This window comes from Faecalibacterium gallinarum (assembly GCF_022180365.1).
Classification (GTDB): domain Bacteria; phylum Bacillota; class Clostridia; order Oscillospirales; family Ruminococcaceae; genus Faecalibacterium; species Faecalibacterium gallinarum.
In genome coordinates this window covers 11,634-36,269 of sequence record NZ_BQKV01000032.1, presented here as the reverse complement: position 1 = coordinate 36,269, position 24,636 = coordinate 11,634, and the positions used below count along the sequence as shown (strand labels likewise).

At 63.4% G+C, this 24,636-nt stretch carries 22 protein-coding genes; 1 reads left to right on the top strand and 21 read right to left on the bottom strand.

Annotated features, from left to right (window positions below; genetic code table 11):
• Positions 1-57: 57 nt before the first annotated feature.
• The 19 genes from JCM17207_RS05550 to JCM17207_RS05460 all read right to left on the bottom strand — a co-directional run bounded on the left by JCM17207_RS05550 (position 58) and on the right by JCM17207_RS05460 (position 19,954).
• A complete protein-coding gene (locus tag JCM17207_RS05550) occupies positions 58-513 on the bottom strand; it encodes a hypothetical protein (protein ID WP_238316632.1) in 456 nt (151 codons plus the stop codon).
• A complete protein-coding gene (locus tag JCM17207_RS05545; protein ID WP_238316631.1) occupies positions 513-797 on the bottom strand; it encodes a YabP/YqfC family sporulation protein in 285 nt (94 codons plus the stop codon). Before JCM17207_RS05545 ends, JCM17207_RS05550 begins: the two co-directional genes overlap by 1 nt.
• Positions 798-867: 70 nt before the next feature.
• Entirely contained in the window at positions 868-1,125 is a 258-nt protein-coding gene (locus JCM17207_RS05540; RefSeq protein ID WP_238316630.1) for an RNA-binding S4 domain-containing protein, read from the bottom strand.
• A gap of 97 nt (positions 1,126-1,222) precedes the next feature.
• A complete protein-coding gene (locus tag JCM17207_RS05535) occupies positions 1,223-1,492 on the bottom strand; it encodes an HU family DNA-binding protein (protein ID WP_238316629.1) in 270 nt (89 codons plus the stop codon).
• A gap of 22 nt (positions 1,493-1,514) precedes the next feature.
• The gene (locus tag JCM17207_RS05530) at positions 1,515-2,252 is read right to left on the bottom strand and encodes a MazG family protein (protein WP_238316628.1); all 738 of its coding nucleotides are present in this window, start codon (positions 2,250-2,252) and stop codon (positions 1,515-1,517) included.
• A 178-nt stretch (positions 2,253-2,430) separates the two neighbouring features.
• Positions 2,431-2,883 carry a zinc ribbon domain-containing protein gene (locus tag JCM17207_RS05525; protein WP_238316627.1) on the bottom strand — a complete coding sequence of 151 codons (453 nt, stop codon included), beginning with the start codon at positions 2,881-2,883 and terminating at the stop codon, positions 2,431-2,433.
• Between the two features lie 197 nt (positions 2,884-3,080).
• Entirely contained in the window at positions 3,081-4,007 is a 927-nt protein-coding gene (locus JCM17207_RS05520; RefSeq protein WP_238316626.1) for a uridine kinase family protein, read from the bottom strand.
• Positions 3,973-5,427, bottom strand: a complete 1,455-nt coding sequence (gene hemZ, locus JCM17207_RS05515) for a coproporphyrinogen dehydrogenase HemZ (protein WP_238316625.1) — start codon at positions 5,425-5,427, stop codon at positions 3,973-3,975. Before hemZ ends, JCM17207_RS05520 begins: the two co-directional genes overlap by 35 nt.
• Positions 5,428-5,442: 15 nt before the next feature.
• On the bottom strand, positions 5,443-6,042 hold the full coding sequence (locus JCM17207_RS05510) for an MBL fold metallo-hydrolase (RefSeq protein WP_238316624.1): 600 nt from the start codon (positions 6,040-6,042) through the stop codon (positions 5,443-5,445).
• A gap of 253 nt (positions 6,043-6,295) precedes the next feature.
• Positions 6,296-6,775, bottom strand: a complete 480-nt coding sequence (gene dtd, locus JCM17207_RS05505; protein WP_238316623.1) for a D-aminoacyl-tRNA deacylase — start codon at positions 6,773-6,775, stop codon at positions 6,296-6,298.
• Between the two features lie 7 nt (positions 6,776-6,782).
• Positions 6,783-9,119, bottom strand: a complete 2,337-nt coding sequence (locus JCM17207_RS05500) for a RelA/SpoT family protein (RefSeq protein WP_238316622.1) — start codon at positions 9,117-9,119, stop codon at positions 6,783-6,785.
• A 2-nt stretch (positions 9,120-9,121) separates the two neighbouring features.
• Positions 9,122-11,257 (bottom strand): single-stranded-DNA-specific exonuclease RecJ, encoded by a 2,136-nt coding sequence (recJ, locus tag JCM17207_RS05495; protein ID WP_238316621.1) that lies wholly within the window; start codon positions 11,255-11,257, stop codon positions 9,122-9,124.
• On the bottom strand, positions 11,254-12,582 hold the full coding sequence (locus tag JCM17207_RS05490; protein ID WP_238316620.1) for a 5-bromo-4-chloroindolyl phosphate hydrolysis family protein: 1,329 nt from the start codon (positions 12,580-12,582) through the stop codon (positions 11,254-11,256). Before JCM17207_RS05490 ends, recJ begins: the two co-directional genes overlap by 4 nt.
• A gap of 8 nt (positions 12,583-12,590) precedes the next feature.
• Positions 12,591-14,186 (bottom strand): NAD(P)/FAD-dependent oxidoreductase, encoded by a 1,596-nt coding sequence (locus JCM17207_RS05485; RefSeq protein WP_238316619.1) that lies wholly within the window; start codon positions 14,184-14,186, stop codon positions 12,591-12,593.
• Positions 14,187-14,230: 44 nt separating this feature from the next.
• Complete coding sequence (locus tag JCM17207_RS05480) at positions 14,231-15,538, bottom strand: CdaR family protein (protein WP_238316618.1); 1,308 nt, start codon at positions 15,536-15,538, stop codon at positions 14,231-14,233.
• A complete protein-coding gene (gene cdaA, locus JCM17207_RS05475; protein ID WP_238316617.1) occupies positions 15,535-16,434 on the bottom strand; it encodes a diadenylate cyclase CdaA in 900 nt (299 codons plus the stop codon). The genes JCM17207_RS05480 and cdaA overlap by 4 nt, the downstream gene beginning before the upstream one ends.
• A gap of 27 nt (positions 16,435-16,461) precedes the next feature.
• Positions 16,462-17,628, bottom strand: a complete 1,167-nt coding sequence (gene ispF / locus JCM17207_RS05470) for a 2-C-methyl-D-erythritol 2,4-cyclodiphosphate synthase (protein ID WP_238316669.1) — start codon at positions 17,626-17,628, stop codon at positions 16,462-16,464.
• A gap of 199 nt (positions 17,629-17,827) precedes the next feature.
• Complete coding sequence (locus JCM17207_RS05465) at positions 17,828-19,510, bottom strand: phospho-sugar mutase (RefSeq protein ID WP_238316616.1); 1,683 nt, start codon at positions 19,508-19,510, stop codon at positions 17,828-17,830.
• 159 nt (positions 19,511-19,669) lie between these two features.
• Positions 19,670-19,954, bottom strand: coding sequence for a hypothetical protein (locus JCM17207_RS05460; RefSeq protein ID WP_238316615.1), 285 nt, complete (start codon positions 19,952-19,954; stop codon positions 19,670-19,672).
• Between the two features lie 156 nt (positions 19,955-20,110).
• Here JCM17207_RS05460 and JCM17207_RS05455 point away from each other — a divergent pair, with 156 nt between their 5' ends.
• Entirely contained in the window at positions 20,111-21,655 is a 1,545-nt protein-coding gene (locus JCM17207_RS05455; protein WP_238316614.1) for a YifB family Mg chelatase-like AAA ATPase, read from the top strand.
• Positions 21,656-21,724: 69 nt separating this feature from the next.
• Here JCM17207_RS05455 and JCM17207_RS05450 read toward each other — a convergent pair whose 3' ends face one another.
• Together JCM17207_RS05450 and trkA are read right to left on the bottom strand one after the other, a co-directional pair.
• Complete coding sequence (locus JCM17207_RS05450; protein WP_238316613.1) at positions 21,725-23,167, bottom strand: TrkH family potassium uptake protein; 1,443 nt, start codon at positions 23,165-23,167, stop codon at positions 21,725-21,727.
• A gap of 12 nt (positions 23,168-23,179) precedes the next feature.
• Entirely contained in the window at positions 23,180-24,547 is a 1,368-nt protein-coding gene (gene trkA / locus JCM17207_RS05445; RefSeq protein WP_309295403.1) for a Trk system potassium transporter TrkA, read from the bottom strand.
• Positions 24,548-24,636 lie beyond the last annotated feature (89 nt).

Below are 24,636 nucleotides of genomic sequence, written 5' to 3'. Positions count from 1 at the left end.
TATGCGTTTGCCCCCTTGTCCGGCGCCTGCGGAGGGCCGCCCCTGTACAGCGCACCGTCATATGTTAGAATTATACAACATGCGCCGCTCCTTTTGCAAGATTTTTTTCTCTTTTTTTGCCGTCCTTTTTTGCCGGTATGCCTGCTGTTTCTGCCGCAGATGCTCCCCGCAGGCCCGGGCGGCGGGGGCCAGCGCCCACCGGACCAGCGCCCGGCCCGGCGCCAGCAAAAGCTGCAGAATCCACCGCACCACCGGGGCCAGCAGGGCGTGGGCCACCCCGGCCCCAGCCGCCCCGGCTCCGGCCATATACCACCGCAGGCTGCCCGCCTGGCTGTACCCCGCCGCGTAGCTCTGGAGCAGCAGCAACACGAGCCCCACCAGCAGAGCATCCGGCAAAATGGCCCCCCGCCCCCGGCCGGGGGCCAGGCTCCGGGCGGCCCCCACCAGGGCGCCCAGCCCCAGGCAGGCCAGGATCTCCTGCCCCGCCTGCCAGGGCAGGACGAGAGGGGCCATCAGCGGGCCAGGCGGCGCAAAAAGCCGCCCGGCGTTCGCTTTTCGGTGTATTCCAGCGCGTCGATCCGGCCCGCCAGCCTGGCCTCCCCCAGGTCCAGGTCCAGAGCGGTCACGCTCAGCTCGGCCCCCACCAGGTTAAGAATGCCCCGGGATGTTTCGATCGCCGCGCCGTCCGGCTCGCAGCGGATCACCCGGCGCACCCCGGTCACCGTCAGTTTGCTCCGCCCTTCCAGGATCAGGTCGTGAGGCTGGGTGTCGGAGGGTTTTTCGGTCCATTTTTCCATCGGTTCGCCTCCCCGGCGGCGCCCAGTATGCACCGCCCTGTGGAGCATTGTATGCGAAACCGGGGGCGATTTATTCCGCCGCGCCCTCCGAGAGGATCTCGTACATCTCCCGGGCCACGTCCTTGGTCCGGGGCTCCTGGTTGGAGAGCACCCGCACCTTCACCGGACGGTTGCCGAAGGTGATCTCGATCTCGTCCCCCGGCTCCACGGCCAGGCTGGCCTTGGCCACCTTGCCGTTGACCAGGATGCGGCCTGCGTCGGCCACCTCGTTGGCCACAGTGCGGCGCTTGATCAGCCGCGAAACTTTCAGATACTTGTCCAAACGCATAGAAAACTTCTCTCCTTTTCAGCAAAAAAGCCGGAGCCCCGCGCAAACGGGGGCACCCGGCTCAGACCGTCAGGGGCAAACGCCCCCTACGGATGGATTACAGAACGTCTTTGAGGGATTTGCCCTGCTTGAACACCACGCTGCGGGAAGCAGGAATAGTGATCGCCTCGTGGGTGCGGGGGTTGATGCCCGCGCGCTCTGCACGCTCGCGCACCTCAAAGGTGCCGAAGCCGGAAATGGTGATCTTTTCGCCGTCGGCCAGCGCCTTGCTCAGTGCCTCGAACATAGCGTTCACAGCCTTGTCGGCGTCCTTCTTGGTCATCTCGGTGTTTGCTGCGACCTGCGCGATCAAATCAGCCTTCGTCATACCTGTAAAACCTCCAAAAAAATTATTCTCCAGTTTTTTCCGCCGGCTCCTGCTGGTCCAGCTGCTGCCGGCAAAACGCTTTGGATGCAAACGTCAGCGCCTCTTCTGCGTCCACACCGGCCAGCCGCAGGGCATCCGCCGCCGCAAAGAGCAGCTCTCCCGCCGCCTTTTGGAGCGATTCGGGCGAGGTGTTCTCCCCGGCCGCATGGCTCTGCCACCGGGCCAAAGCCTGGGTCAGCGCCTGTTCGGCCTGGGGCTGGCCCTGGGGGCCAAGGCCGCGGCCCGCCGCCCGCTTTTGCAGCTTTTGGGCCCGCATCAGCGCCGGCAGGGTTGCGGGGACACTTTCCAGCTCGTCCCGCAGGGTCCGGCGGCCTTTTTCCTTATTCTTGAGCGCGTCCCAGCCGTTTATACCGCTGTTTTGCGCCGCAGAAGAAGCAAAGATCCCGGGGTGGCGAAAAACCAGTTTTTCGCAGACCTCCCGGCAGACATCCGAAAACTCGAACCGGCCGCGCTCCTCCTCCAACACGGTGTGGAACGCCACCTGCATCATCACATCGCCCAGTTCCTCCTGCATCATGGCGGGGTCGTCGGCGTCGATGGCCTCCAGCGCTTCGCAGGTCTCCTCCAAAAAATTCTTGCGGATGGACCCGTGGGTCTGCACCTTATCCCAGGGGCAGCCCGTTTGAGGGTTGCGCAGAATCCGGATGATTTGGACCAGATCTTCGGCCGTATAGTGTTCCTTTTCGGGCCAATCTATCATGATGTCCTCCCTGAAACGCCGGAGCCGGCCGGCAAAAGTCGAGCTTTATTGTACCGCACTCCAGCCCGATTTGCAAGGTCTGGAGCGCAAATTCCCCACTTTTGGGGGCCCGCCGCCCGCCGGGCTAAAAAAGCGGCGTCCGAACGGGACGCCGCTTTTTAAATTGTGTGGGACAGGATCAGAGCTGCGCCCCGCATTTGTTGCAGAACAGGGAGCCCGGCTCCACCGGTGCGCCGCACTGGGGGCAGCAATGGTCTGCCCCGGCGGTTTCCATCGGCTCGGCCTCGTCCTCGGTCTGGTCCATCACATCGGCGGGGTCGATCTCCACGTCGGCCACAGCCCGCTCCACTTCCTGCACTTCGGCGGGGGTGAGCTTGGCTTTGAGCTGGGCGATCTCCTGCTCAATGGCGCCGATCATATCGATATATTTATCCACCAGGGGCTGGTTTTCCTCGTTGCCTTTGGCCAGGCTGTACACCAGCACGCCCAGCTGGCGCTGGGCCCGGATCAGCTTGGCCTGGTCGGTCAGGATGCGGGTCTGGATTCTGCCCTTTTCGGTCAGATCTGCCGCCGCCAGCCGGCCTTTCTCCACATATTCCAGGCCCTTTTCTTTCAGTTTATTAAAATCCACAGAAAGACACCTCACTTTGTCTTGTTGTCCTGTTTCAGATACCCCGCGTCCGGGCTCCGCCGCCCGCCGGCAGAGCCTCCGCGCGCCTTTCGGTATAGGATTATTATAGCGCACTCCTATCTTTTATGCAATGAAGCGCCTGTATTTTTTACAGTTCTCTGACGGTTTGGAAACAATTTTTTCTTATTTGCACAAAATCAATCGTAAAATTCCCGCAGCATGCTGCCCTCGGGCACCAGAGAGCGGTCCAGCGGCTCCACATGCTCGAACCGGCGTGCCGTCTCATCCCAGAGCTCGGTATACCGGCTGTCGGGGGAGAGCATCTTGCCCGCCTGGCCCAAAAGCCCCGAGATGATCCCCAGCTCATAGGTAAAGGAGGTGTCCAAAAGGAAATCCGCGGTGTTTTTGAATCCCTTGATATATCGGGTCTCTCCGTCCAGCACCCGCTCCCACATGGCCAGAGTCTTTTCCGGGCTGCGGCCCCGGGTGGCGGCGTCCCGCAATGTGCGGCGGCACAGGCGGATGTCCCGGGTGCTGATGACCCGGCGGCCGTCCTGGGAGTACTCCTCCCGCAATCCCGCATAGACCCGGTAGACGTGCCCGGCGGGCACCAGGCTGGTCAGGGCCGGGTTGAGGGCGTGGATGCCCTCCACAATGCAGACGCCGCCCGCCAGGTCAATGGGCTCGGTCTCCTCAGACCGGCGCTCGTTGATGAAATCGTATTTCGGCAGAACGGTTTTTCCCGTTCGGCTCAGTTCTTCGAGGCACTGGCTCACCAGGGGCATATCCAGGGTATCGGGGTTTTCGTAGTCCAGAGAGCCGTCCGGCATCCGGGGGTAATACTCCGACCCCCGGAAGAAATTGTCCAGGCTGACCACCTGGGCCGGGGTGCCCTTGGCCATCAGGGCAGCGGCCAACTTGTGGGCCGTGGTGGTTTTGCCGCTGGCGGACGGACCGGTCAGCATGATGATTTTGGCGCGGGCCGCCCGGATTTTTTCGGCGGCATAATCCAGCCGGTCCTGGTAGCTCTGCTCGCACAGCTCCACCAGGTCCTGGGGGCTGCGGGCCGCCACGTTGCACAGCCCTACCTCAACCAGACGTTTGGGAACCCAGATCGTAATCATAAAACTCAGCCACTCCTTTTTTCCGTTCCAGCACCTCCGCAAAACGCTGGATATACTCGTTCGGATATTTAAAATTGAAGATGCGCTGCATCCGCTTGCCGCCGTCGGCCACCAGTTTGGTGCTGCCGCCCGCGCCCGCGGAGAGAATCGTCTGTACTTCCTCCATGATATAGATATTATAATACCCCTCGTGGCCCGGTTTGCACCAGCCCACATTTTCCAGATTCTGGAGGGTGTTTTTCTGCCGGTAGAGGTAATAGGGCTGGTAGCCCGCCCCTTTCAGCAGGGAGCACTTTTCCAGCATGGCCGCCACGTCGGCATAGGTATTGTCCTGCTGGTCCTCCATGACGATCCGGGAAGCCCGCTTGAGGGTCAGGGTGTGGACGGTGATGTTCTCAGGGTCCAGGGCGATGGCCTGGCGGAGGCTCCGCTCGAAGCCTTCCACCGTGTCCCCGGGCAGCCCGGCGATCAGGTCCATGTTGATGTCCTTGTGGCCCGCCGCCCGGGCCTCGGCGAAGCAGTCCAGAATCGCCTGGGCGGAGTGGCGCCGGCCGATGGCAGCCAGCACCTCGTCCGAGAAGGTCTGGGGATTAATCGAGATCCGGGTGGCGCCGTATTCCCGAATGACCTCAAGCTTTTCCCGGTCGGTGCAGTCGGGGCGGCCCGCCTCCACCGTGTATTCCTGGATTTGGGTCAGATCAAAGCAGTCCCGCACGGTGCCCATCAGCTGGCGGAGCTGATCGGCCGAAAGGCTGGTGGGGGTGCCGCCGCCGATGTAGATGCTCTGGAGGTTCAGCCCCGCCCGGGCAGCCTCGTCCCGGATGGCCTCCACCTCCCGGCAGAGGCAGTCCACATAGGGCTGCACCAGTTTGCGGTCCCGGTCCAGGTTGCAGCTGACAAAGCTGCAATAGCTGCACCGGGAGGGGCAGAAGGGGATGCCGATGTAGAGACTATATGCCCCCGGCTCGCTGCCTTTGCGGAGGATGGGCTCCTGCAAGTCGGCGATCTGCCGGGCCATGCCGTATTTTTCGGGGGAGCAGTCGAACCGCTCAAGAAAATAACGGTCGATCTCTTCCTGCGTCCATCCCGCCGAGCGCTTATCGTGGATCAGCCGCACCGGGCGCACCCCGGTCATCTTGCCCCAGGGGGGGCGGATCCCCGTCCATCCCCGCAAGAGCTCATAGGTCAGGCTGGCTAGGGCAAACTCAGGGGTTTCGTCGGTGGGCAGCGGGGCCTGAGCGGTTTTGCTCTGGCCCTTCTGCCGCACCATGGCCCAGAGGCCATCTTCCCGTTTTTCAGCCCAGACGCAGTCCTCTTCCCCTTCCGGCGGGGTGAGGGTCAGGGGCGCCATGGGGTAGAACAGCCGGACCAGATGCTCCACCTCGTAGCCGGAGGGCAGGCCGGTAATATAAATCTTCATTCTGTAAGACCGCCTTTATCTGCAAGCATTTTTGATAAACCAGTTGTGTTCCAGCTCCCACCCGAACTGGGAGAAATCCCCGTGGCCGGGCAGGACCTGGGCATCCCGGGGGATGGGCAGGCCCGCCAGCTTGCGCAGGGAGTCATCCATCTCCTTGGGGCTGCCGCCGGGCAGGTCGGTCCGGCCGATGCTGCCCTGGAAGAGGGTGTCCCCCGCGAAGAGCAGCCCCTCGCAGAGCAGGCAGACGCTGCCCGGGGTGTGGCCGGGGGTGTGCCAGACGGTAAAGGCCAGCTCATCCACCGACACCTGGCCCCCTTCGGGATAGCCGCTGTCGGCCCGGGTCAGGGGGAACATGGTGTCTCCCGCCAGGTCGGCGGCCTCGCAGTAGAGCTTGGCGCCCCACTTGCGGGCCAGGGCCTCGGCGCTGCCCACATGGTCGTAGTGGCCGTGGGTGCAGTAGATGGCCGAGAGGCTGGCCCCCTGCTGGGTGAGGATCTTCTCATACTCGGCCGCATCCGCCGCCGGGTCGATGACGACGGCGTGCTTCGCCTCCGAAATCAGCAGGAAACTATTGGTGTACAGGGGCGCGGGGCCCACAATGTGAAAAGCCTGCATAGTGGTTCTCCTTTATTTGGGGTTTTTGGGGGCGGAAGGGCGGCTCAGCCGTTCTTCCTCTTGCGCTTAGCCAATATTTGCGGCGTGACTGGCGCACTTGCAAATATTGGAGCGCTGCGCCAGAACACGCCAACGGGTTGCCGTTTGCCAAATTTTCTGCGCAGGCTAAAAGCCAAACTTGAAAATTTGGACGGCTGCCCCTGCTCCGCTTCGGCTGAATCTGCCGCAGGCAGCGCCTCAGCTGCGCAGCACTTTATCCGCCGCAGGCGGCGCTTCGGTGGTTCTGCCACTCGTCGGTGTCCATGATGATGGTGCAGGGGCCCTCGTTCACCAGCGAGACCTGCATGTCGGCCCCGAACTCCCCGTGCTGGATTTCTTTAAGGCCCTGTTTGCCCATCTCGGCCAGGAACAGCTCATAGGCATCCACCGAGAGGGGCGGTTTGGCCGCCCGGATAAAACTGGGGCGCATCCCCTTTTTGGTGTCGCCGTAGAGGGTGAACTGGGACACCACCAGGGCCGAATAGCCCAGATCCCGGGCGCTGCGGTTGAGTTTGCCCTCCTCGTCGGGGAAGATCCGCAGCCCGGCGCATTTTTCCGCCAGACGGGGGACAATATCCAGGGTGTCGGTGTCTTTTACCCCCAGGAGAATCACCAGCCCCGGCCCAATGGTGCGGGGCTCGCCGCCGTTCACCCGCACCCCGGCGGAAGAAACGGCCTGAATCACAGCTCGCATTGATTGTTTAACTCCTTGTTACCTTGAGCACGTCCCGGATCTTGGCCATACGGGCCACCACCCGGTTCAGGTGCTCGGTGTTGTTGATGCCGATGGTCAGGTTGACAATGCCGTAACCGTTCTCGGCCTGGCGGGCGTTCATGGTATAGATGGGCACCCGCATATCGGACAGCACATTCAACACATCCTTGAGCAGGTCGGTGCGGTCCAGAGCCAGAATCTCGATCCCGGCCTTATAGCTGTCCTTGACGCTGTCGGCCCAGTAGGCTTTGACCCAGCGGGGAGCGTTGGCAGGGTCCTTGAGGCTGGACATCACATTGACGCAGTTGCTCTTGTGGATGGACACGCCAAAGCCCCGGGTGATAAAGCCGATGATGGGGTCCCCGGGCAGCGGGTTGCAGCACTTGGCGAACTTGATGGGGGTGTTGTCGAAGCCCTCCACCACCACGCCGTCGGTGGCGTGCACCCGGCGCAGATCCACCTTGGGCAGCTCCATGGGTTTGTTCTCCGCTTCCTCGGCGGCCCGGAGTTTCTGATACTCCTCTTTCAGCTTGGGCAGGCAGTTGGCGATGGTGATGCCGCCGTAGCCGATGGCGGCGTAGAGATCCTCGGTGCTGTTCTGGCGCAGGCGGCGGCAGCAGCTGCCCACGAACTCGTCCAGCTGGTCGTCGGGAATCAAAATCCCCTCCCGGCGCAGCTCCTTGGACAGGGTGTCCCGGCCCTGGGCGATGTTCTCCTCCCGGCACATCTTCTTGAACCAGTTGCGGATCTTGCTCTTGGCTTCGCTGGTGCGGACGATCTTGAGCCAGTCCCGGCTGGGACCTTTGTCCGCCGGGCCCAGCACCACCTCGATGATCTCGCCGGTGGCCACGATGTGGTCGATGGGCACCATCCGGTTGTTGACCTTGCAGCCGATCATCCGGTTGCCCACCGCCGAGTGGATGGCGTAAGCGAAGTCGATGCAGGTGGCCCCCGCCGGCAGATTGATCACATCCCCCTTGGGGGTGAAGGCAAAGACCTCCTCGGGCAGAAGATCGCTCTTGAGGTCGTGGAGCAGGTTGCCCGAATCCTCGGACACCCGCTGGTTTTCCAAAAGCTGCCGCACCCAGGCCAGCCGCTCGTCCAGCTTGTCGTGGCCGCCCAGGCCCTCTTTATACTTCCAGTGTGCCGCCACGCCGTATTCGGCCTGTTCGTCCATCTTCCGGGTGCGGATCTGCACCTCGAAGGGGATGCCCTCGTGGCCGATGACGGTGGTGTGCAGGCTCTGGTAGCCGTTGGGCTTGGGGGTGGAGATATAGTCTTTAAAACGGTTGGGCAGCGGATGATACATATCGTGGATCAGGCCCAGGGCGCTGTAACACTCGGCCAGGGTGTCCAGAATGATCCGCACCGCGTAGACGTCGTAAATCTCGTCGAAATTTTTGTTCTGGACGAACATCTTGCGGTAGATGCCGTAGATGCTCTTGACCCGGCGCTTCATGGTGGCGCCCTCGATGCCGCTCTCTTCCAGGCGGCGGGCGATCAGCTTGGAGACGTTGGCCAGAAATTCCTCGCCCGAGCGCTCGCTGAGCAGGCGGCTGATCTCCTCGTAGCCGATGGGGTCCAGGTAATGGAGGCTGCGGTCTTCCAGCTCCTCTTTCACGTTGAGGATGCCCAGCCGGTTGGCGATGGGGGCGTAGACCTCCATGGTCTCCCGGGCTTTGTCCCGCCGCTTCTGCTCGGGCCAGGCGTCGCCAGTGCGCATATTGTGCAGCCGGTCGCAGAGCTTGATGATCATGACCCGGACGTCTTGGCTCATGGCCAGGAGCATCTTGCGCAGGTTCTCGGCCTGCTGCTCCTCGATGCTGGAGAACTGGATCTTGGTCAGCTTGGTGACGCCGTCCACCAACAGGGCCACATCGGCCCCGAAGGCAGCTTTCACGTCCTCCACGGTGGTGGGGGTGTCCTCCACCACGTCGTGGAGCAGGGCAGCGGCGATGCTCTCGCTGTCCATGCCGAGATCCAGCACCAGCCGGGCCACCGCCAGGGGGTGGCAGATATAGGGTTCGCCGCTGCGGCGCCGGACGTTCTTATGGGCGTCGTCCGCCATATGGAACGCCTTTTCGATCATCTCGGTGTTATAGGCCCGGCCGCTGGCCTGGATGGCCTCCATTAACTTTTCGTGGGTGATGATCTCGGGCATGGTCTCGGACGGCACCAGCGAATCCGGCGAATTGGCGGGCTGGGCCGTGGCGGCCACCGTCCCGATCTGTTGTATATGATGCTGTAAATGGGTCTTGGCGGAGTAGGTATCCTGCTCCGGCCCGGGGCCGGCGGCCGCGGGCGCTTTCTTTCCCTCTGGCATAATTATCTTTCCTCCAGACATTTCAGGATGGGGGCGTCCGACAGGTCTTTCTTGCCCTGAGCGGGTACCAGGGTCAAAAACCGTGCGCCCCCTCGCTCGGTGCGGGCCACCAGCCCCACCTGCTCCAGGGCGGTCAGGGCCACCAGGGTTTTGCCCGCCTGGCCGGCGCCCAGCCGGGCCACCAGGGGCTGTAAATCCTCGGCATGCCAGGGCCGGGCCCGCAGCTCCCGATAGACGGCGGCAATCTCATTCCGGTCCGGGCACAGCAGCTCTTTTTCCTCCGGGCTCAAAGGGGCGCCCCGGCGCAGCGCCTCCACCAGGTCGGCCTGACGGGCCGCCTCGGGGTCCAACCCCGCCGGGTGGAGGTCCACAATCCGGCCCGACAGCTGGGGCCCTCGGGCCCCGTCGTAGACCGAGAGGTTGAGGGCAGCGTCCACCGTGTCCCCCACCTCATAGGGCAACCGGTCGGGAGACATCCCGAACCAGGCAGCGTAGAGGCAGGTATTCCCCTGCCGCAGCCGCAGCCGGCAATGTTTGCCCTCGGATACGGGGTAGATTCCCTCCACCACCGCCCCTTCCAGCAAAAACACTGGGGTGGGGTTGGCCGCCCCAAAGGGGGCCAGGCGGTCCAGCGCCCGCACCCCTTCCACCGTAATCCGGTCCAGCCGGACCGACAAATCACATTCCAGGGGCGGGGTGTGGAGCACCGGACAGGTGCGGGCCGCCCACTCGTTCATCCGGCGGCGCAGCTCGGGCAGGTTTTTCTCCTCCACCGAGAGGCCCGCCGCCATGGCGTGGCCGCCGAACCGGATCAGCAGATCGGAGCAGGCAGCGATGCAGGAGTGGAGGTTGAACCCCGGCACACTCCGGCCGCTGCCCCGGCCCTCGCCCTGTTCGTCCACCGAGACCACCACCACCGGGCGGCCGCACCGCTCCACCATCCGGGATGCCACAATCCCGATGACCCCCTGGTGCCAGTCCCGGCCCCAGATCAGGACCACCCGGTCGGACAGAAGTTCGGGGTCAGCTTCCAGCTGTGCCTCCACGGCGTGGGCGATTTTCTGCTCGATCTCCTGCCGGGCGGCGTTGATCTCGTTCAGTTTATGGGCCAGTTCTTCGGCCCGGACTTCATCCTCGCAGAGCATCAGCTGCAGCGCGGTGACGGCGCTGTCCATCCGGCCGGCGGCGTTGATCCGGGGGGCCAGAGCATAGCTGATGTTCTCGGAGGTCACCGGCTTGCCGTAGAGCCCCACCTCCTGCAAGAGGGCGCCCAGCCCCGGGCGGTCGGTCTGCTGCAAGAGCCGCAGCCCCGCTTTGACCAGGGTACGGTTCTCTCCGGTCAGGGGCATGACGTCCGCCACCGTACCCACGGCGGCCAGGTCGCTGCAATATTCCAGCATCTCCTCGGGCGGGCAGCCGTCCAGCGCCGAGCAGAGCTTAAAAGCCACCCCCGCGCCGCAGAGGGCTTTGAAGGGACTGGGGTCATCCTCCCGGCGGGGGTCCACCACCGCCACCGCCTGGGGCAGAACCTCGGGGGGCAGGTGGTGGTCGGTGACGATCAGCTCGATGCCGAGAGACGCGGCGTAGGCGGCCTCTTCCACGGCCGAGATGCCGTTGTCTACCGTGACAATGAGACGATAGCCCTTTTTATAAATCGAATCGATGGCGTTTTTGGACAGACCGTAGCCGTCCCCCTCCCGGCTGGGCAGCATACATTTGACCTGTGCCCCCATCCCCTTGAGGTGCTGGTAGAGCAGGGCGGTGGCCGTCACGCCGTCCACGTCGTAGTCGCCGAAGATGACGATGGTTTCGCCCTTCTCCACCGCCTGCTGGATCCGGGCGCAGGCTTTGTCGATGTCTTTCAGCAGGAACGGGTCGCTCAAAGGCTCCTCCCCCGCCAAAAGGATCAGGGCCTCGTCGGGGTCGGTGATCCCCCGGGCCGCCAGCACCCCAGCCAAGAGGCCCACCTCTTTCTGGCAGGCCGTGCGGACAGACAGGTACTTGGCCTCGGGCCAGTCCTCCCCCATGGAGGAGGCTTCCATCTCCAGCTGGTCGGCCTGTTCCTGGGCGATGGCTTCGGCCAGGCCGGCCGCGGTCTGCCGGTCCAGGGGTTTCAGGTTCCATGCCCGGCAGATCATAGCAGCCCCTCCCCGGTCAGCCCGTCCCGCGCCAGCATCCCTTCCAGCGCGGCGATCTCGCTGGACACATCCAGCGCCACGTCGGACAGGAGTTTGTCGTAGAGGTTATCGTAGGCCGTATTCAGGGTATGGAGAATCCCCGCAATGTCCCGCCGGATGTTCTCGGCGGATTCCCCCCGCTGGCCCTGGACATCGTTGTAGGTGTGGAGGAGCTTTAAGGTGGTGGGAATATAGTAATCCGCAAAACGGCGGATCTTGGGCAGGCTCTCGGGGTGGTCCTCCAGCCAGTCGCAGATGGACTGGGTCACCCCGTGCATCCGTTCCAGTTCTTCGGCGGCCTGGGGGTCCTGCATGATCTTTCGCTCCTCCTCCAGCACCCGGACAAACCGCCGGGCCGTCTCCAGGGTGAGGGGGACATTTTCTCCTTCGGCCTGGGCCTCGGGGGCGGGTTCTTCCTCCGGCGGGGCGGTGGGGATATTCCGGGCGGCCCGGTAGTCCTCGGCGGACAGATAGAGGCTGTCGGTCTCCTCGTCCAACCAGGCGGTGAGCCAGCCTTTATGGATCAACTTGCGCAGGGTTTTGCGCAGTTTCCGCTTTTTTTGCTGCAAAAGGCCCGCCAGTGTGTCCAGGGGCACCCCCTGGGAGATATCCAGCGCCTGGAAGGCGTCGGCATACCGTTTGAGGTCGCCGGAGGCTTCCAGCCGGTCGCCCCCCTCGGCGGCCATCCAGGTAAAGAGGCCGCCGCAGATCATCAGGCCGACGCCGGTGACGCTGAGGACCGCCTCCTCCACCGAGCCGGACAAAAACAGGTCGGTGGACGCCAGGCAGGCGATGCCGCCGATGAAAAAGCCGAAGGCCATCAGCCCGCCCACAATGCACATGGTCAGCCCGGCGCCGAACCGCTTGCGGGCGCTGGCCCGGATCTCCACCTCCGGCCCCCGGCTCTGGCCCGGGTCCAGAACCGTCCGGGCCCAGCGGGGCATTTTGGCGCTTTGGGCGCTCCGGGCGCCGGGCTGTTTTGCGCCGGAGTACTCGGCGCTGTAATCGTAGGCCGTGCCGGCAGAGCCTTCGCTCTGGGGTTTCTTTTGGGTCTGCTTCTTATCCAGGGCCCGGCCCGCCTCGGACAGGCCGAAATTGATGGCATCCACCACCGCCCGGCCCACGCCGTAGGCCCGGTCCCCCAGCTCCTGGCCCCGGCCCTCAAAGCCGTGCTGGAACGCGTCCGATACCGAAACGCCAAACTCTCGCAGCTGGCGCTCCAGCTCCTTCTGGACCTCCGCGCCCGTCTGGGCGGTGCGGGGTTCTTTTCCCTCTTGATCTTCCATTCTCATCCTTATCCCTCCGTCGGGCAATACCGGCCGCACACCGCGCCCGCGACCCGCAGCCCGTCCACGGCGGCGCTCATAATGCCGCCCGCATACCCCGCGCCCTCGCCGCAGGGATAGAGCCCTGCCAGCTGGGTACATTCCATCGACTCTCCCCGGGCCAGCCGCACCGGGCTGCTGGTTCGGGTCTCGAGGCCGGTCAAAATGGCCTCCGGCGCGGTGTAGCCCGCGATTTTACGTTCATAGGCCCGCAGACCCGCCCGCAGGGTCTGGGCCAGCTCTTCGGGCAACAGGCTGCCCAAATCGGCCGCCGTAACCCCCCGGTTATAGGTGGGCTGGACCCGGCCGATCTTCAGCTGGCCCCGCCCTTCCAGAAAGCTCTGGATATTCTCGGCCGGGGCGGCGTAGGCCCCGGCGGCCCGCCCGGCCTGGAAGGCCCGGGCTTCCAGCTGGCGCTGGAACTCGATGGCCCGGCGGGGGTCGGAGCCGAAATCCTCCCCGCTGACGCTGACCACCACCGCGGCGTTGGCGTTTTTGCCGTCCCGGGCGTGGTAGCTCATGCCGTTGGTAACCAGGTGGTTTTCCTCGCTGGCGGCAGCCACCACCTGCCCGCCCGGGCACATGCAGAAGGTGTAGACGCACCGCTGGCCCACATGCTGGGAGAGCTGATACTCCCCCCGGGGCAGGGCCGGATGGCCCGCAGCGGCATGGTAAAGGCTCTTTTCAATCTCGCTTTGCAGGTGCTCTGCCCGGAACCCCACACTGAAGGGTTTACACTCCAGATTGAGGCCGCTGTCCATCAGCATGGAGAAAGTATCCCGCGCCGAGTGCCCCACGGCCAGGATCAGCGCCTCGCAGGCGAAATCCCCCTGCGTGGTGGAGATGCCGGTCAGGCGGCCGTTTTGCTGCCGCAGGCCGGTGAGGGCGGTGTTGAAATGCACCTCGCCCCCCAGGCCCTCGATCTCCTGCCGGATGGAGGAGATCACCCCCCGGAGAAGATCGGTGCCCACATGGGGTTTTTGTTTCCAGGCGATCTCCGCCGGGGCCCCGTGCTCCAGAAAAGTCCGGGTCACAAAACCGCAGAGGGGGTCGCCGATCCGGGTGGTGAGTTTGCCGTCTGAGAAGGTGCCCGCGCCCCCTTCGCCAAACTGGATGTTGGCCTCGGGGTCCAGAACGCCGGTGGCGGTAAACCGTTCCACCGCCTCCACCCGCTGGCCGAGGGCCGGGCCCCGCTCCAGCACGATGGGCCGGAAGCCCTGCCGGGCCAGCAGCAGCGCCGCGAACAGCCCCGCCGGGCCCAGGCCGCAGACCACCGGCCGGTGGGCCAGGGGCTCGGCGCCGTTCTGGACGGTGAAATCGGGCTCCCGGCGTAGAGCAACGCAGGGCGAGGCCCCTGCAAAGGCAGGTTCCTCACCCTCATCTTTGAGCGTTACGGCCACGGTATATACAAGGTTTGGCTGTCCGTGCCGTGCATCCACCGACAGCCGGGACACCCCCAGCCGGGCCACCTTGGCGCGGGGGATCCGCGCCAGGCGGAGGGCCCGGTCAAAGGCCTGCGCCTCCCCGGCGGAGAGAGGCAGGCGGATATCTCTTACCAGAATCATTGAATCTTTTCCATTTCCTGTGTTTTATTTCAGCCTTGGCCGGCTCAGTTGCTGGTGATCCGGCACTGGATCATATAGCTGCCCAGGGCAAAAATCTTGCCGTTGGAGGGCACATAGAGGCTGCAAGCGATGTTTTGCTGCCCCAGCACCACCGGGAAGTCATTGGCGTCGATGAGGACCACCACCTGCTCGGCGGTCAGGGTTTCCAGCGCGTCCTTGGGCCCGCAGAGCACCACGTTCATCAACCGCTCGGTTTCCACCTCCAGCTGGTAGGTGGAGGACAGGTTGATGACCTGGACGCACTCGGCCGGCAGGTTCAGCACCTTGGTGGAGAGATTCGTGCAGTCGAAGCTCACCGAAATCGTCTTGATGTTGTCCAGACAGACAATGCCGCTGGGCAGGCTGATGGGCATTTCGTAGACTTTATCCAGCGCAAAGGTGGAAAGGTCGATGGTGCCCACCGCCAGCTCGCTGAGGTTGTCGATGACGTTTTCCGGCCCGGCCACCCGCAGGGAAGTCTGGCTCATGGAGTAGACCAGCACCGACTCGTCAAAGTTCAGGGGGGTGTTGATGAACCGGACATTCACCGGCAGCTGGGCCAGCTTGTAGACACTCAGGGTCACCTCCACGCTCTCCCGGCTGAGGGTGACGTAGTCGAAGTGAATCTCGGTGCCGTTTTCGCTGTAAAAGCGGAGCTTGGTCTCCAGGGTCTGGGTGCTGTGCAACTCCTCCGAATAGGATACCTCAGCGGTGCAGCTGGCCACCTGGTTCAGCTCGCTGCTGGGGCCCGAGAGGGTGACCGTCTCGGCCGAGAGGGCTGTATTGTAGAGGATATAGCCATCCCGCACCTTCAGATAGAGGGTGCTCACCTGGATGGGCATGGTCTTTTCCTCCACCACGTCGAAGACCACATCCACCGTATTGTCCGGCCCGGCGATGGAGACGGTGATGCCGTCCACCGAGCTGTTGACGCAGCGGACCCGCAGCCAGAGGTTTTTCTCGCCGCTGCTGCGCACCGAGGACCAGTCGGGGTAGACCACGAAATCGTCCTGGGTCAGGTTGCCGATGGTGTAGCCATCGCCCGAGATAGTCAGATCCACCGTCTTTTCGGGGGCCTCCACGATGCTGAGCCCCTTGGAAGTATAGGTGGTGGCGTCATAGGTGTAATCCACCGGGACGTTCCGCATGGTGATGGTGGTGTTGGGCTGAACCACGATGGTAACCACCATCCAGCCCAGAATCGCCAGCAGAATGGCCATGGCCAGCCGGACCCGGCGGTCGTCCAGGATGGATTTGCCTGGGGTGGGGCCGGGGGTGCCCTGGGGTTTACCCGTAAAAGGAATCAGATTCATTTTTCTTCCTCCTTTCCTTTGGTGACCCGCTCCACCAGCCGCTGGACCTGTTCCTTCCAGCCGTCAATGGTTTTGGCCTTTTCGGTCACCGGCTCTTTGGGAATCATCTCGTCAATCAGGCGGGTGTAGAGGGACTGGCGGTCAAAATGCCGGATCAGCACTCCATTTTTGGCCATGGAGATGATGCCCGTCTCCTCGCTGACCACCACGGCGATGGCGTCCGAGTTTTCGGCGATGCCAAGGCAGGCCCGATGGCGGGTGCCCATATCTTTGCCCAGATCCAGGTTGTTGGACAGGGGCAGCACACAGCCCGCCGCCTTGATCCGGCCGTTCTCGATGATGGCTGCACCATCGTGCAGGGGGGTGCCCTCGTAGAAGATGGTGCCCAGCACTTCCAGATTCACCTCGCTGTTGACGGGGGTGCCGGTGCGGACAATCTCGGAGAGGTTGGTCCGCCGCTCCAGCACGATCAGCGCGCCGGTCTTGGTCTCAGAAAACCGCTCTGCTGCGTCGCAGATGGCGATGATGGCGCTCCGCCAGCTGCCCCGCAGGCTGGGGTCGTTGTGGCGGCTGCGCCAAAACACCTTGGAAATCCACTGGTCGGTCTGGCCCATCTGTTCCAGCGCACGCCGGATCTCCGGCTGAAAGACCACCACCAGGGTCAGAAGACCCACCTGGAGCAGCGCATCCATAATCCAGGTAATGGTGCGCATATGCAGGGTGGCCGCGATCAAATAGATCAGCACCACAATCAGCGCGCCCCGGGCCAGCTGGCCCGCGCGGGTGCGGCTGATGAACCCCAAGAGCTGATAGACCACAAAGGCTACGATCACAATGTCCAAAAGGTCTACCAGTTTGAAGGTCTGAAAATTGGAGATGATTACGTTCAGGTTCATCGGTTCCTACTCTCCCTCTGCTCCCTCTCAAATTCGCTCAATCAGGGCCACCGCATGGGCCGCAATGCCCAGCCCCTCCCCTGTGAAGCCCAGATGCTCCTCGGTGGTAGCCTTTACGCTCACCGCCCCAGTCTCCAGCCCAAAAGCCGCCGCCAGGTTCGCCCGCATGGCGGGGATATGGGGCGCCAGCTTGGGCCGCTGGCAGAGGATGGTGGCATCGATGTTTTCGATCCGCCAGCCCTGTTCCTTCAAAATAGCCGCCACAGCCCGGGCCAGAGCCAGGCTGTCCGCCCCGGCGTAGGCGGGGTCGGTGTCGGGGAAATGCTGGCCGATGTCCCCCAGGGCCGCCGCCCCCAGAACCGCGTCCATGACTGCATGGGCCAGGACGTCGGCGTCCGAGTGGCCCAAAAGGCCTTTTTCAAAGGGGATCTCCACCCCGCCGAGGATGAGCTTTCGCCCTTCCACCAGCCGGTGAACGTCGTATCCGTGCCCGATCCGCATCTTTTTCTCTCCTTTGTTCGCCGGGCAGGGCAGATCCTCCCGGGTGGTAATCTTCAAATTGGCGTAGTCGCCCTGGGTCAGCCGCACCGGCCGCCCCGTCAGCTCAAACAGGCTGCAATCGTCTGTGATCCGGCGGAGGTTTTCCCCCGTCAGCTCCCCGAGGGCCGCCAGATACTCCCGCCGTTCAAAGCACTGGGGGGTCTGGACGGCGTAGAGCCGGTTCCGGTCGGGGGTGTTTTCCACCACACATTCCTCCGGCACCGTCTTGCCGTCGCCGGGGTCCGCCAGCTTGACCGTATCTTTCACTGGCACCGCCGGAGCCGCAGCCCCCCACCGGGCCGCCCCCTCAAGGGCCGCCGTGATCACCGCCTGGCTCACAAAAGGCCGGGCCGCGTCGTGGACAGCCACCAGCTCCCCCGCCGCCGCCAGCACCCCGTTTCGGGCGCTCTCGGCCCGGGTGGCCCCGCCGGGCACAATCTTCACCGGTTTTGTGCAGTCCGCGGTTTCGGCCCGGAGCCAATCGGCGTTTTTGCCCGCCACCAATACAATTTCGCTCACCAGGGGGCATGTCTCAAAGGCGCGGACGCTCCGCCGGAGCACGCTCTCGCCCCCCAAATCAAACGCCAGTTTATCAAACCCCATTCGGGTGGAGGAACCGGCCGCCACCAACACGGCCGAAACAGTTTTATTCAATCGAAACACCTGCCTTATGCGGCCGTTCCGGGCCGCCGGTTTCCACTGGATACAACAATACGTTTAATATTATAACGTATGAAAAAGCAAACTGCAACACCCGGGCCCCGGCCCCGGCCGCCCGAACAAAGAAAAAATCCCCCCGCCCGGCGGTATGCCAGACGGGGGGATGGGTTACCGGTTCAACCGGCGGCGGTCATCAGGCCAGGATGGGCTTGAGAGCGGCGGCCAGTTTGTCTTTCTGAGCCTGGGCCTCGGCCAGGTCCTTGCCCAGGGTGGTGAAGTAGGTCTTGATCTTGGGCTCGGTGCCGGAGGGACGGACCACCACGGTGGCGCCGCCTTCCAGGGTGTAGATCAGGACGTTGGCGGAGGGCAGGCCGGTCTCCTCGGGCTTTTCGTAGTCGGTGACCTTGGTGACCTTGTAGCCGGCGAACTCTGCGGGCGGGTTGTCGCGCAGGTTCTGCATGATGGAGGCCATCTTGTCCATACCGGTCAGGCCGGGGAACTCGAAGCTGTCCACCTTGTTCAGGTAGCGGCCATACTGCTGGTAGATCTCCTCCAGGCGCTGCTTGATGGAAGAGCCGATGCTGCGGTAGTAGGCAGCCATCTCGCAGATCAGCATGGAACCGATGACGGCGTCCTTATCCCGGACATAGGGGCCGGCCAGGTAGCCGTAGCTCTCCTCGAAGCCGAAGATGAAGCGCTCCACCTCACCGGCAGCCTCCAGGCTGGCGATCTGGTCGCCGATCCACTTGAAGCCGGTCAGGACGCTGCGCAGCTCCACACCGTAGTGTGCGGCCACTGCGTCGGCCAGCGGAGTGGAAACGATGGACTTGACGGCCACCGGATTCTTGGGCATGGTGCCCTTCTCGATCCGGCCGGCGCAGATGTAGTCCAGCAGCAGAACGCCCATCTCGTTGCCCGAGACCAGCTCATAGCTGCCGTCGGGGCACTTCATGGCGATGCCCACACGGTCGGCGTCGGGGTCGGTGGCCAGCATCAGGTCGGCGCCGCACTCCTTGGCCAGCTCCAGGCCCAGCTTCAGAGCCTCGAAGATCTCGGGGTTGGGGTAGGAGCAGGTGGTGAAGTAGCCGTTGGGATACTCCTGCTCGGGAACAATGGTGATATCGGTGATGCCGATGTCGTTCAGGACATGGGTGACGGGCACCAGACCGGAGCCGTTCAGGGGGCTGTACACCAGCTTGAGGCCGGCGGTCTTGCACAGACCGGGGCGAACCTGGCGGGCCTCGATGGCCTGGTAGAGAGCATCCTTGCAGTCATCGCCCACAAAGCGGATCAGGCCCTGCTCCACGCCCTCGGCGAAAGAAATGTACTTGGCGCCGGTCAGCACATCGGTCTTCTGGATCTCGTCGTAGACGATGGCAGCTGCGTCGTCGGTCATCTGGCAGCCGTCCGGGCCATAGGCCTTGTAGCCGTTGTACTTGGCCGGGTTATGAGAAGCGGTGACCATGATGCCGGCATTGCACTGATAATACCGGGTGGCAAAGCTCAGGGCGGGGACGGGCATCAGAGCGTCGTAGATCCGAACCTTAATGCCGTTGGCAGCCAAGACGCCCGCAGCGGTCTTGGCGAAGACGTCGCTCTTCAGACGGCTGTCGTAGCTGATGGCCACGGTCTGGGTGCCGCCCTGGGTCTTGACCCAGTTGGCCAGGCCCTGGGTCGCCTGACGGACAACATAAATATTCATCCGGTTGGTGCCCGCGCCCAGCACGCCGCGCAGACCCGCGGTGCCGAACTTCAAAGCCACGGCGAAACGGTCCTTGATCTCTTCCTCGTTGCCTTCGATCTTTGCCAGTTCCGGCTTGAGATCAGCATCCTCAAGGTCTGCTGCCAGCCAGCGCTTGTATTCATCAAGATACATGTTGCACACCTTACCTTTTGTAAAATTTCAGGGTTTTTATAGAAATTCCCATAACTATTTATAATATAAACTCTCCCGTCTGCCCTGTCAATTCTGTATTGTGTACCAAGTTTTTGGCCCTAAAACCAGCAAAAGACACAAAATATAGGTTCGCGCTCTTCACAGTTCTTCGTAGGACTGGCCCAGCTCTTCCAGCACGTCCAGGCACTGGAACGGGTCCACCCCATTCTCGCAGAAATAGAGCAGCAGATCCCCGGCCCGTTTTTCCTCGAGATTCCGGCACAGCAGAGCGCAGCGCTCGGTTTTCCCGGCCTGCTGTACCGCCAGCTCCAGCACAATCCCCTCCGGCGTGCGGCGGGCACAGTAGATCATCCGATGGGCCTGCTGCAGCCCTTCCAGCTCCGAGTAGCCGCGCTCGAAGCGAAAGATTTCCTGATTTTCCATGATTTCCTACACTCCTTTTCCGGCATTGACATCTGCCTGTGCCCTTAATATAATGGATTTTAAGAAAAAAATCCGTCGAACGATGGCACAAAATTCCAATTTTTTCCATTTTCTCATAGAAAAAGGTCCTCACCGGCGGAGATAAAGGGGCGGGCTATGTATTCTGTTTTAAAGAGCTTTGGGTTAAATGGCCTGGCGGGTTTTGCGGTGGAAGTCGAGGCCGATGTCTCGGGGGGCCTGCCCGCCTTTTCCATTGTGGGGCTGCCGGACTCGGCGGTCCGGGAAAGCGGCGACCGGGTGCGCACCGCCGCCAAGAACCTGGGGTTTCGCTGGCCGGACCGGCGGATCACCATCAACTTAGCCCCCGCCAGCGTCCGGAAAACCGGCCCGGTCTATGACCTGCCCCTGCTGCTGGCGGTGCTGGCGGCCTCGGGCCAGATTAACCCGCCCGCCCCGGGCACGGCCTTTCTCGGGGAGCTGGCCCTGGACGGCACCCTCCGGCCGGTAACCGGCGTTCTGCCCATGGCCCTCACCGCCGCCGAAAGCGGGGTCAAAGCCCTCTACCTGCCCGCCGAAAACGCCGCCGAAGCCGCCGAGGCCTGCGGCGACACCGGCATGAAGGTCTACCCCGCCCAGAATGTGCGTCAGGTGGTGGACGCCCTGCAAGGGGTCCAGCCCCTGGCCCCGGCGGAGCCCATCCCCTTCGACCCGGCCAGCAGCTGGGACAATCTGCCCGACTTCGCCGACGTGCTGGGCCAGTCGGTGGCCCGGCGGGCTATGGTCATCGCCGCGGCGGGGGGACACAACATCCTTCTGATCGGCGCCCCCGGCACCGGCAAATCCATGCTGGCCAAACGGCTGCCCGGCATCCTGCCGCCCCTCAGCCGGGCCGAATCGGTGGAGACCACCAAAATCTACTCGGTGGCGGGGCAGCTGCCCGGGGGCGGCGGCCTGATCACTGCCCGGCCCTTCCGCAGTCCCCATCACTCGGCCAGCCCGGTGGCCCTCTCCGGCGGCGGCAGCCAGTTCCGCCCCGGGGAGTGCAGTCTGGCCAATGCGGGGGTCCTGTTTTTGGACGAACTGCCCGAGTTCCCCCGGGAGAGTCTGGAAGTGCTCCGCCAGCCCATGGAAGATGGGGAAATCACCATCAGCCGGGCCGCAGGCAGCGCCACCTACCCCAGCCGGTTCCAGTTGGTGGCGGCCATGAACCCCTGCAAATGCGGTTACTACGGCCACCCCACCCGGCCCTGTACCTGCTCCCCCAGCGCGGTGCGGCAGTACCGCAGCCGGGTTTCGGGGCCTTTGCTGGACCGGATCGACCTCTGCGTCGAGATGGACCCCATCGCCTTCGACGAGCTCCACAGCGCCGGTCAGGGGGAGTCTAGCGCCTCCCTCCGCCGTCAGGTGCTGGCCGCCCGCCAGATCCAGGCCAAACGGTACGCCGCCCCCGGGTACGAGGGGGTACTCTGCAACGCCCAGCTCTCGGCAGGGCAGGTGCGGCGGATCTGCCGGATGACCCCCGCCGCCCAACAGCTGCTCCGGGCCTCCTACGACGCTTTGGGCCTCTCGGCCCGGGCCCATGACCGGCTGCTCCGGGTGGCCCGTACCATCGCCGACCTGGCCGGGCAGACCCTCATTGAGGAAGAAGCCCTGCTGGAAGCCCTGCAATACCGCGCCCAGGAAGAGTATGCCTCCCGCTGAGCGCCCCAACACAACCAAAAAGCCCCCTGTGGTTTTCCACAGAGGGCTTTCTTTTGGTTTAAAACGGGGTTAAAAGCGGCGCCAGGTGTCCGGTGCAAAGAGGACCAGAATCGGGAACAGCTCCAGCCGCCCCGCCAGCATGTCGAAGATCAGCACCAGTTTGGCCGGGCTGGAAAAGAGGGAGAAGTTCTCCATGGGGCCCACCATTTCCAGGCCGGGGCCGATGTTGTTCAGGGTGGCGGCCACCGCGGTAAAGTTGGTGGCCAGCTCATTGCCGTCCAGGCTCACCAGCAGCACCGAGAAGGTAAAGATAATCATGTAGGTGACCAGGAACACATTGGTGGCCCGGACGGTTTCGTGGGGGATCAGCTTGCCGTCCATCCGAACCGGGGCCACCACCTGGGGGTGGAGGGCCTGGCGGATCTCCTTGACAATGGTCTTGCAGAGGATCAAAAGCCGGCTGACTTTGATGCCGCCGCCCGTGCTCCCCGCGCAGGCGCCCACAAACATCAGCAGCACTAGCACGCTGCGGGATGTGGCGGGCCAGAGGTTGAAATCGCAGGTGGAAAAGCCGGTGGTGGTGATGATGGATGCCACCTGGAACGCCGCCTGCTGCACCGCACGGCCCAGGCTGTCGAAGAAGTCCCGGGCGTTCCAGGTGATTACCGCGATGGCCGCCAGGATGATGGCCAGATAGCAGCGCACCTCCTCAATGGCGGCGGCACGGCGGAATTTGCCCAGGAGGATGAGGAAATAGGCATTGAAGTTGATCCCGAAGAGGATCATAAAGAGGGTGACAATCACCTGCACATAGGTGGAGTAACCGGCCATGCTGTCGTTTTTGATCCCGAAGCCGCCGGTGCCCGCCGTGCCGAAGGAGGTCAGCAGGGCATCGAAAAAGGGCATCCCGCCCGCCAGCAGCAGGATCACCTGCACCGCTGTCAGGGTGAAGTAGATGCCGTAGAGGATCTTGGCGGTGGACTGGACCTTGGGCACCAGTTTTTCCACCTGGGGGCCGGGGCTTTCGGCTTTCATCAGGTTGATGTGGGAGCCGCCGGTCAGGGGCAGCAGGGTGAGCAGAAAGACCAGGACGCCCATGCCCCCAATCCAGTGGGTAAAACTGCGCCAGAACAGGATGCCTTTGGGCAGATCCTCCACTTCGGCCAGGATGCTGGCGCCGGTGGTGGTGAACCCCGACACCGTCTCGAACAGCGCCTCAATGGGGTCCGGGATGGCCCCCGAAATCACAAAGGGCACCGCCCCCATCACGCTGATGACGATCCAGCTCAGGGCCGTGGTGACAAAACCCTCCCGCATATAAAAGATATCGCTTTTGGCCTTGATCTGCCGCAGCAGCAGTCCAAACAGGGCGCACAGGCAGGCGGTGAACAAGAACACCGCCAGGATAAACCACTCGCCGTAGATCACGCTGGTCAGCGCCGGCAAAAGCAGCAGAGCCGCCTCACAGAGGAGGATATCCCCCAGAAGGCGGAATACAATCGCATAGTTCATGCCGCCGCCCCCTTAATCTGCCAGGATATCCCGCAAATCGTGCAGGCCGTGTTCCAGGGTGACCACGATGACGTTGTCCCCCACCTGGATCTGGTCGCCGCCCCGGGGAATGATGATCCGGTCCCCCCGGGTGATGCAGCAGAGCAAAAGATTCGGCTTGAGCCGCATCCGGCTCAGGGGTACTCCGGTGGCGGGGCTGTTCTCATGGACCGTGAACTCCAAAGCCTCCACCCGGTCATCCAGAATCCGGTAGAGGGTCTTAATGTTGCTGCCCGCCTCGTTCTGGAGGGCCCGGACATACTGGACGATGTAGTCGCAGGTCATATACTTGGGGTAGATGGTGCTGCCCAGATCCAGCCCGCCCAGGATATCGTCGAACTCCAGCCGGTTGATCTTGGTCACCAGTTTGCCCTGGGAGTGCTTTTTGGCAAAGAGGGCCAGAAGGACATTTTCCTCGTCGATGTTGGTCAGGGCCACAAAGGCCTCGGCGGAGCCCAGCCCCTCCGAGAGAAGGAACTCCCGGTTGGAGCCGTCCTCGCAGAGGATCTGGGCCCCCGGCAGCTCCTGAGCCAGCTCGGCGCAGCGCTCAGGGTTCCGCTCTACGATCCGCACCCGGACCCGGTTTTCCAGCAGCTCCTGGCTGAGGTAATAGCAGATGGCGCCGCCGCCCACAATCATGGCGTTGCGCACCGGGCGGACCGGCAGCCCGATGGTGACGAAAAACTGATGTGCCTTCTCGGGGGTCGCCAAAAAGGTAACCACATCCCCGCTGCGGAGGACAAAATTGCCGTCCGGGATGATCACTTCGGCTCCCCGTTCCACCGCACAGACCAGAATATCGCTCTTGAGTTTGGCGGGGATCTCCCGGATGGCCACCCCGTCCAGATTCTGGGCCCCGGTCAGGGGAACTTTGATCAGCTGGACCCGCCCCTCGGCGAAGGTGTCGATCTTGCTGGCCCCGGGGAACCGCAGCAGCCGGGAAATCTCCTTGGCGGCTGCCATTTCGGGGTTGATGATGGCCGAGATGCCGATCTGGTGCCGGATAAAGTCCAGCTCATGGCTGTACGACGGGTTGCGCACCCGGGCGATGGTGTGGCGGCTGCCCGCCTTTTTGGCGAACATGCAGCAGAGCAGGTTCAGCTCGTCCGAACCGGTGATGGCGATGAACACATCGGTGTTCTCGATGCCCGCCTCCGACAGGGTGCTGATGGAGGTACCGTTGCCCACAACGCCCATTACATCGTACCGCTCGACGATGTGCTCCACCCGGGCTTTGTTTATGTCGATCACCGTGACATTGTGGCCCTCCTCACAAAGCTGGCGCGCCAGCGCCACGCCGACCTTTCCGCCGCCCACAAGAATAATTTGCATTCCCTGGATTCCTTCCTCTTTCCGTTCTTATGAAAAAGAGCGGGCGGCGCTCCCGCCGCCCAGCTCAAACTGGTTTGATTGTAACATATACGACCCGA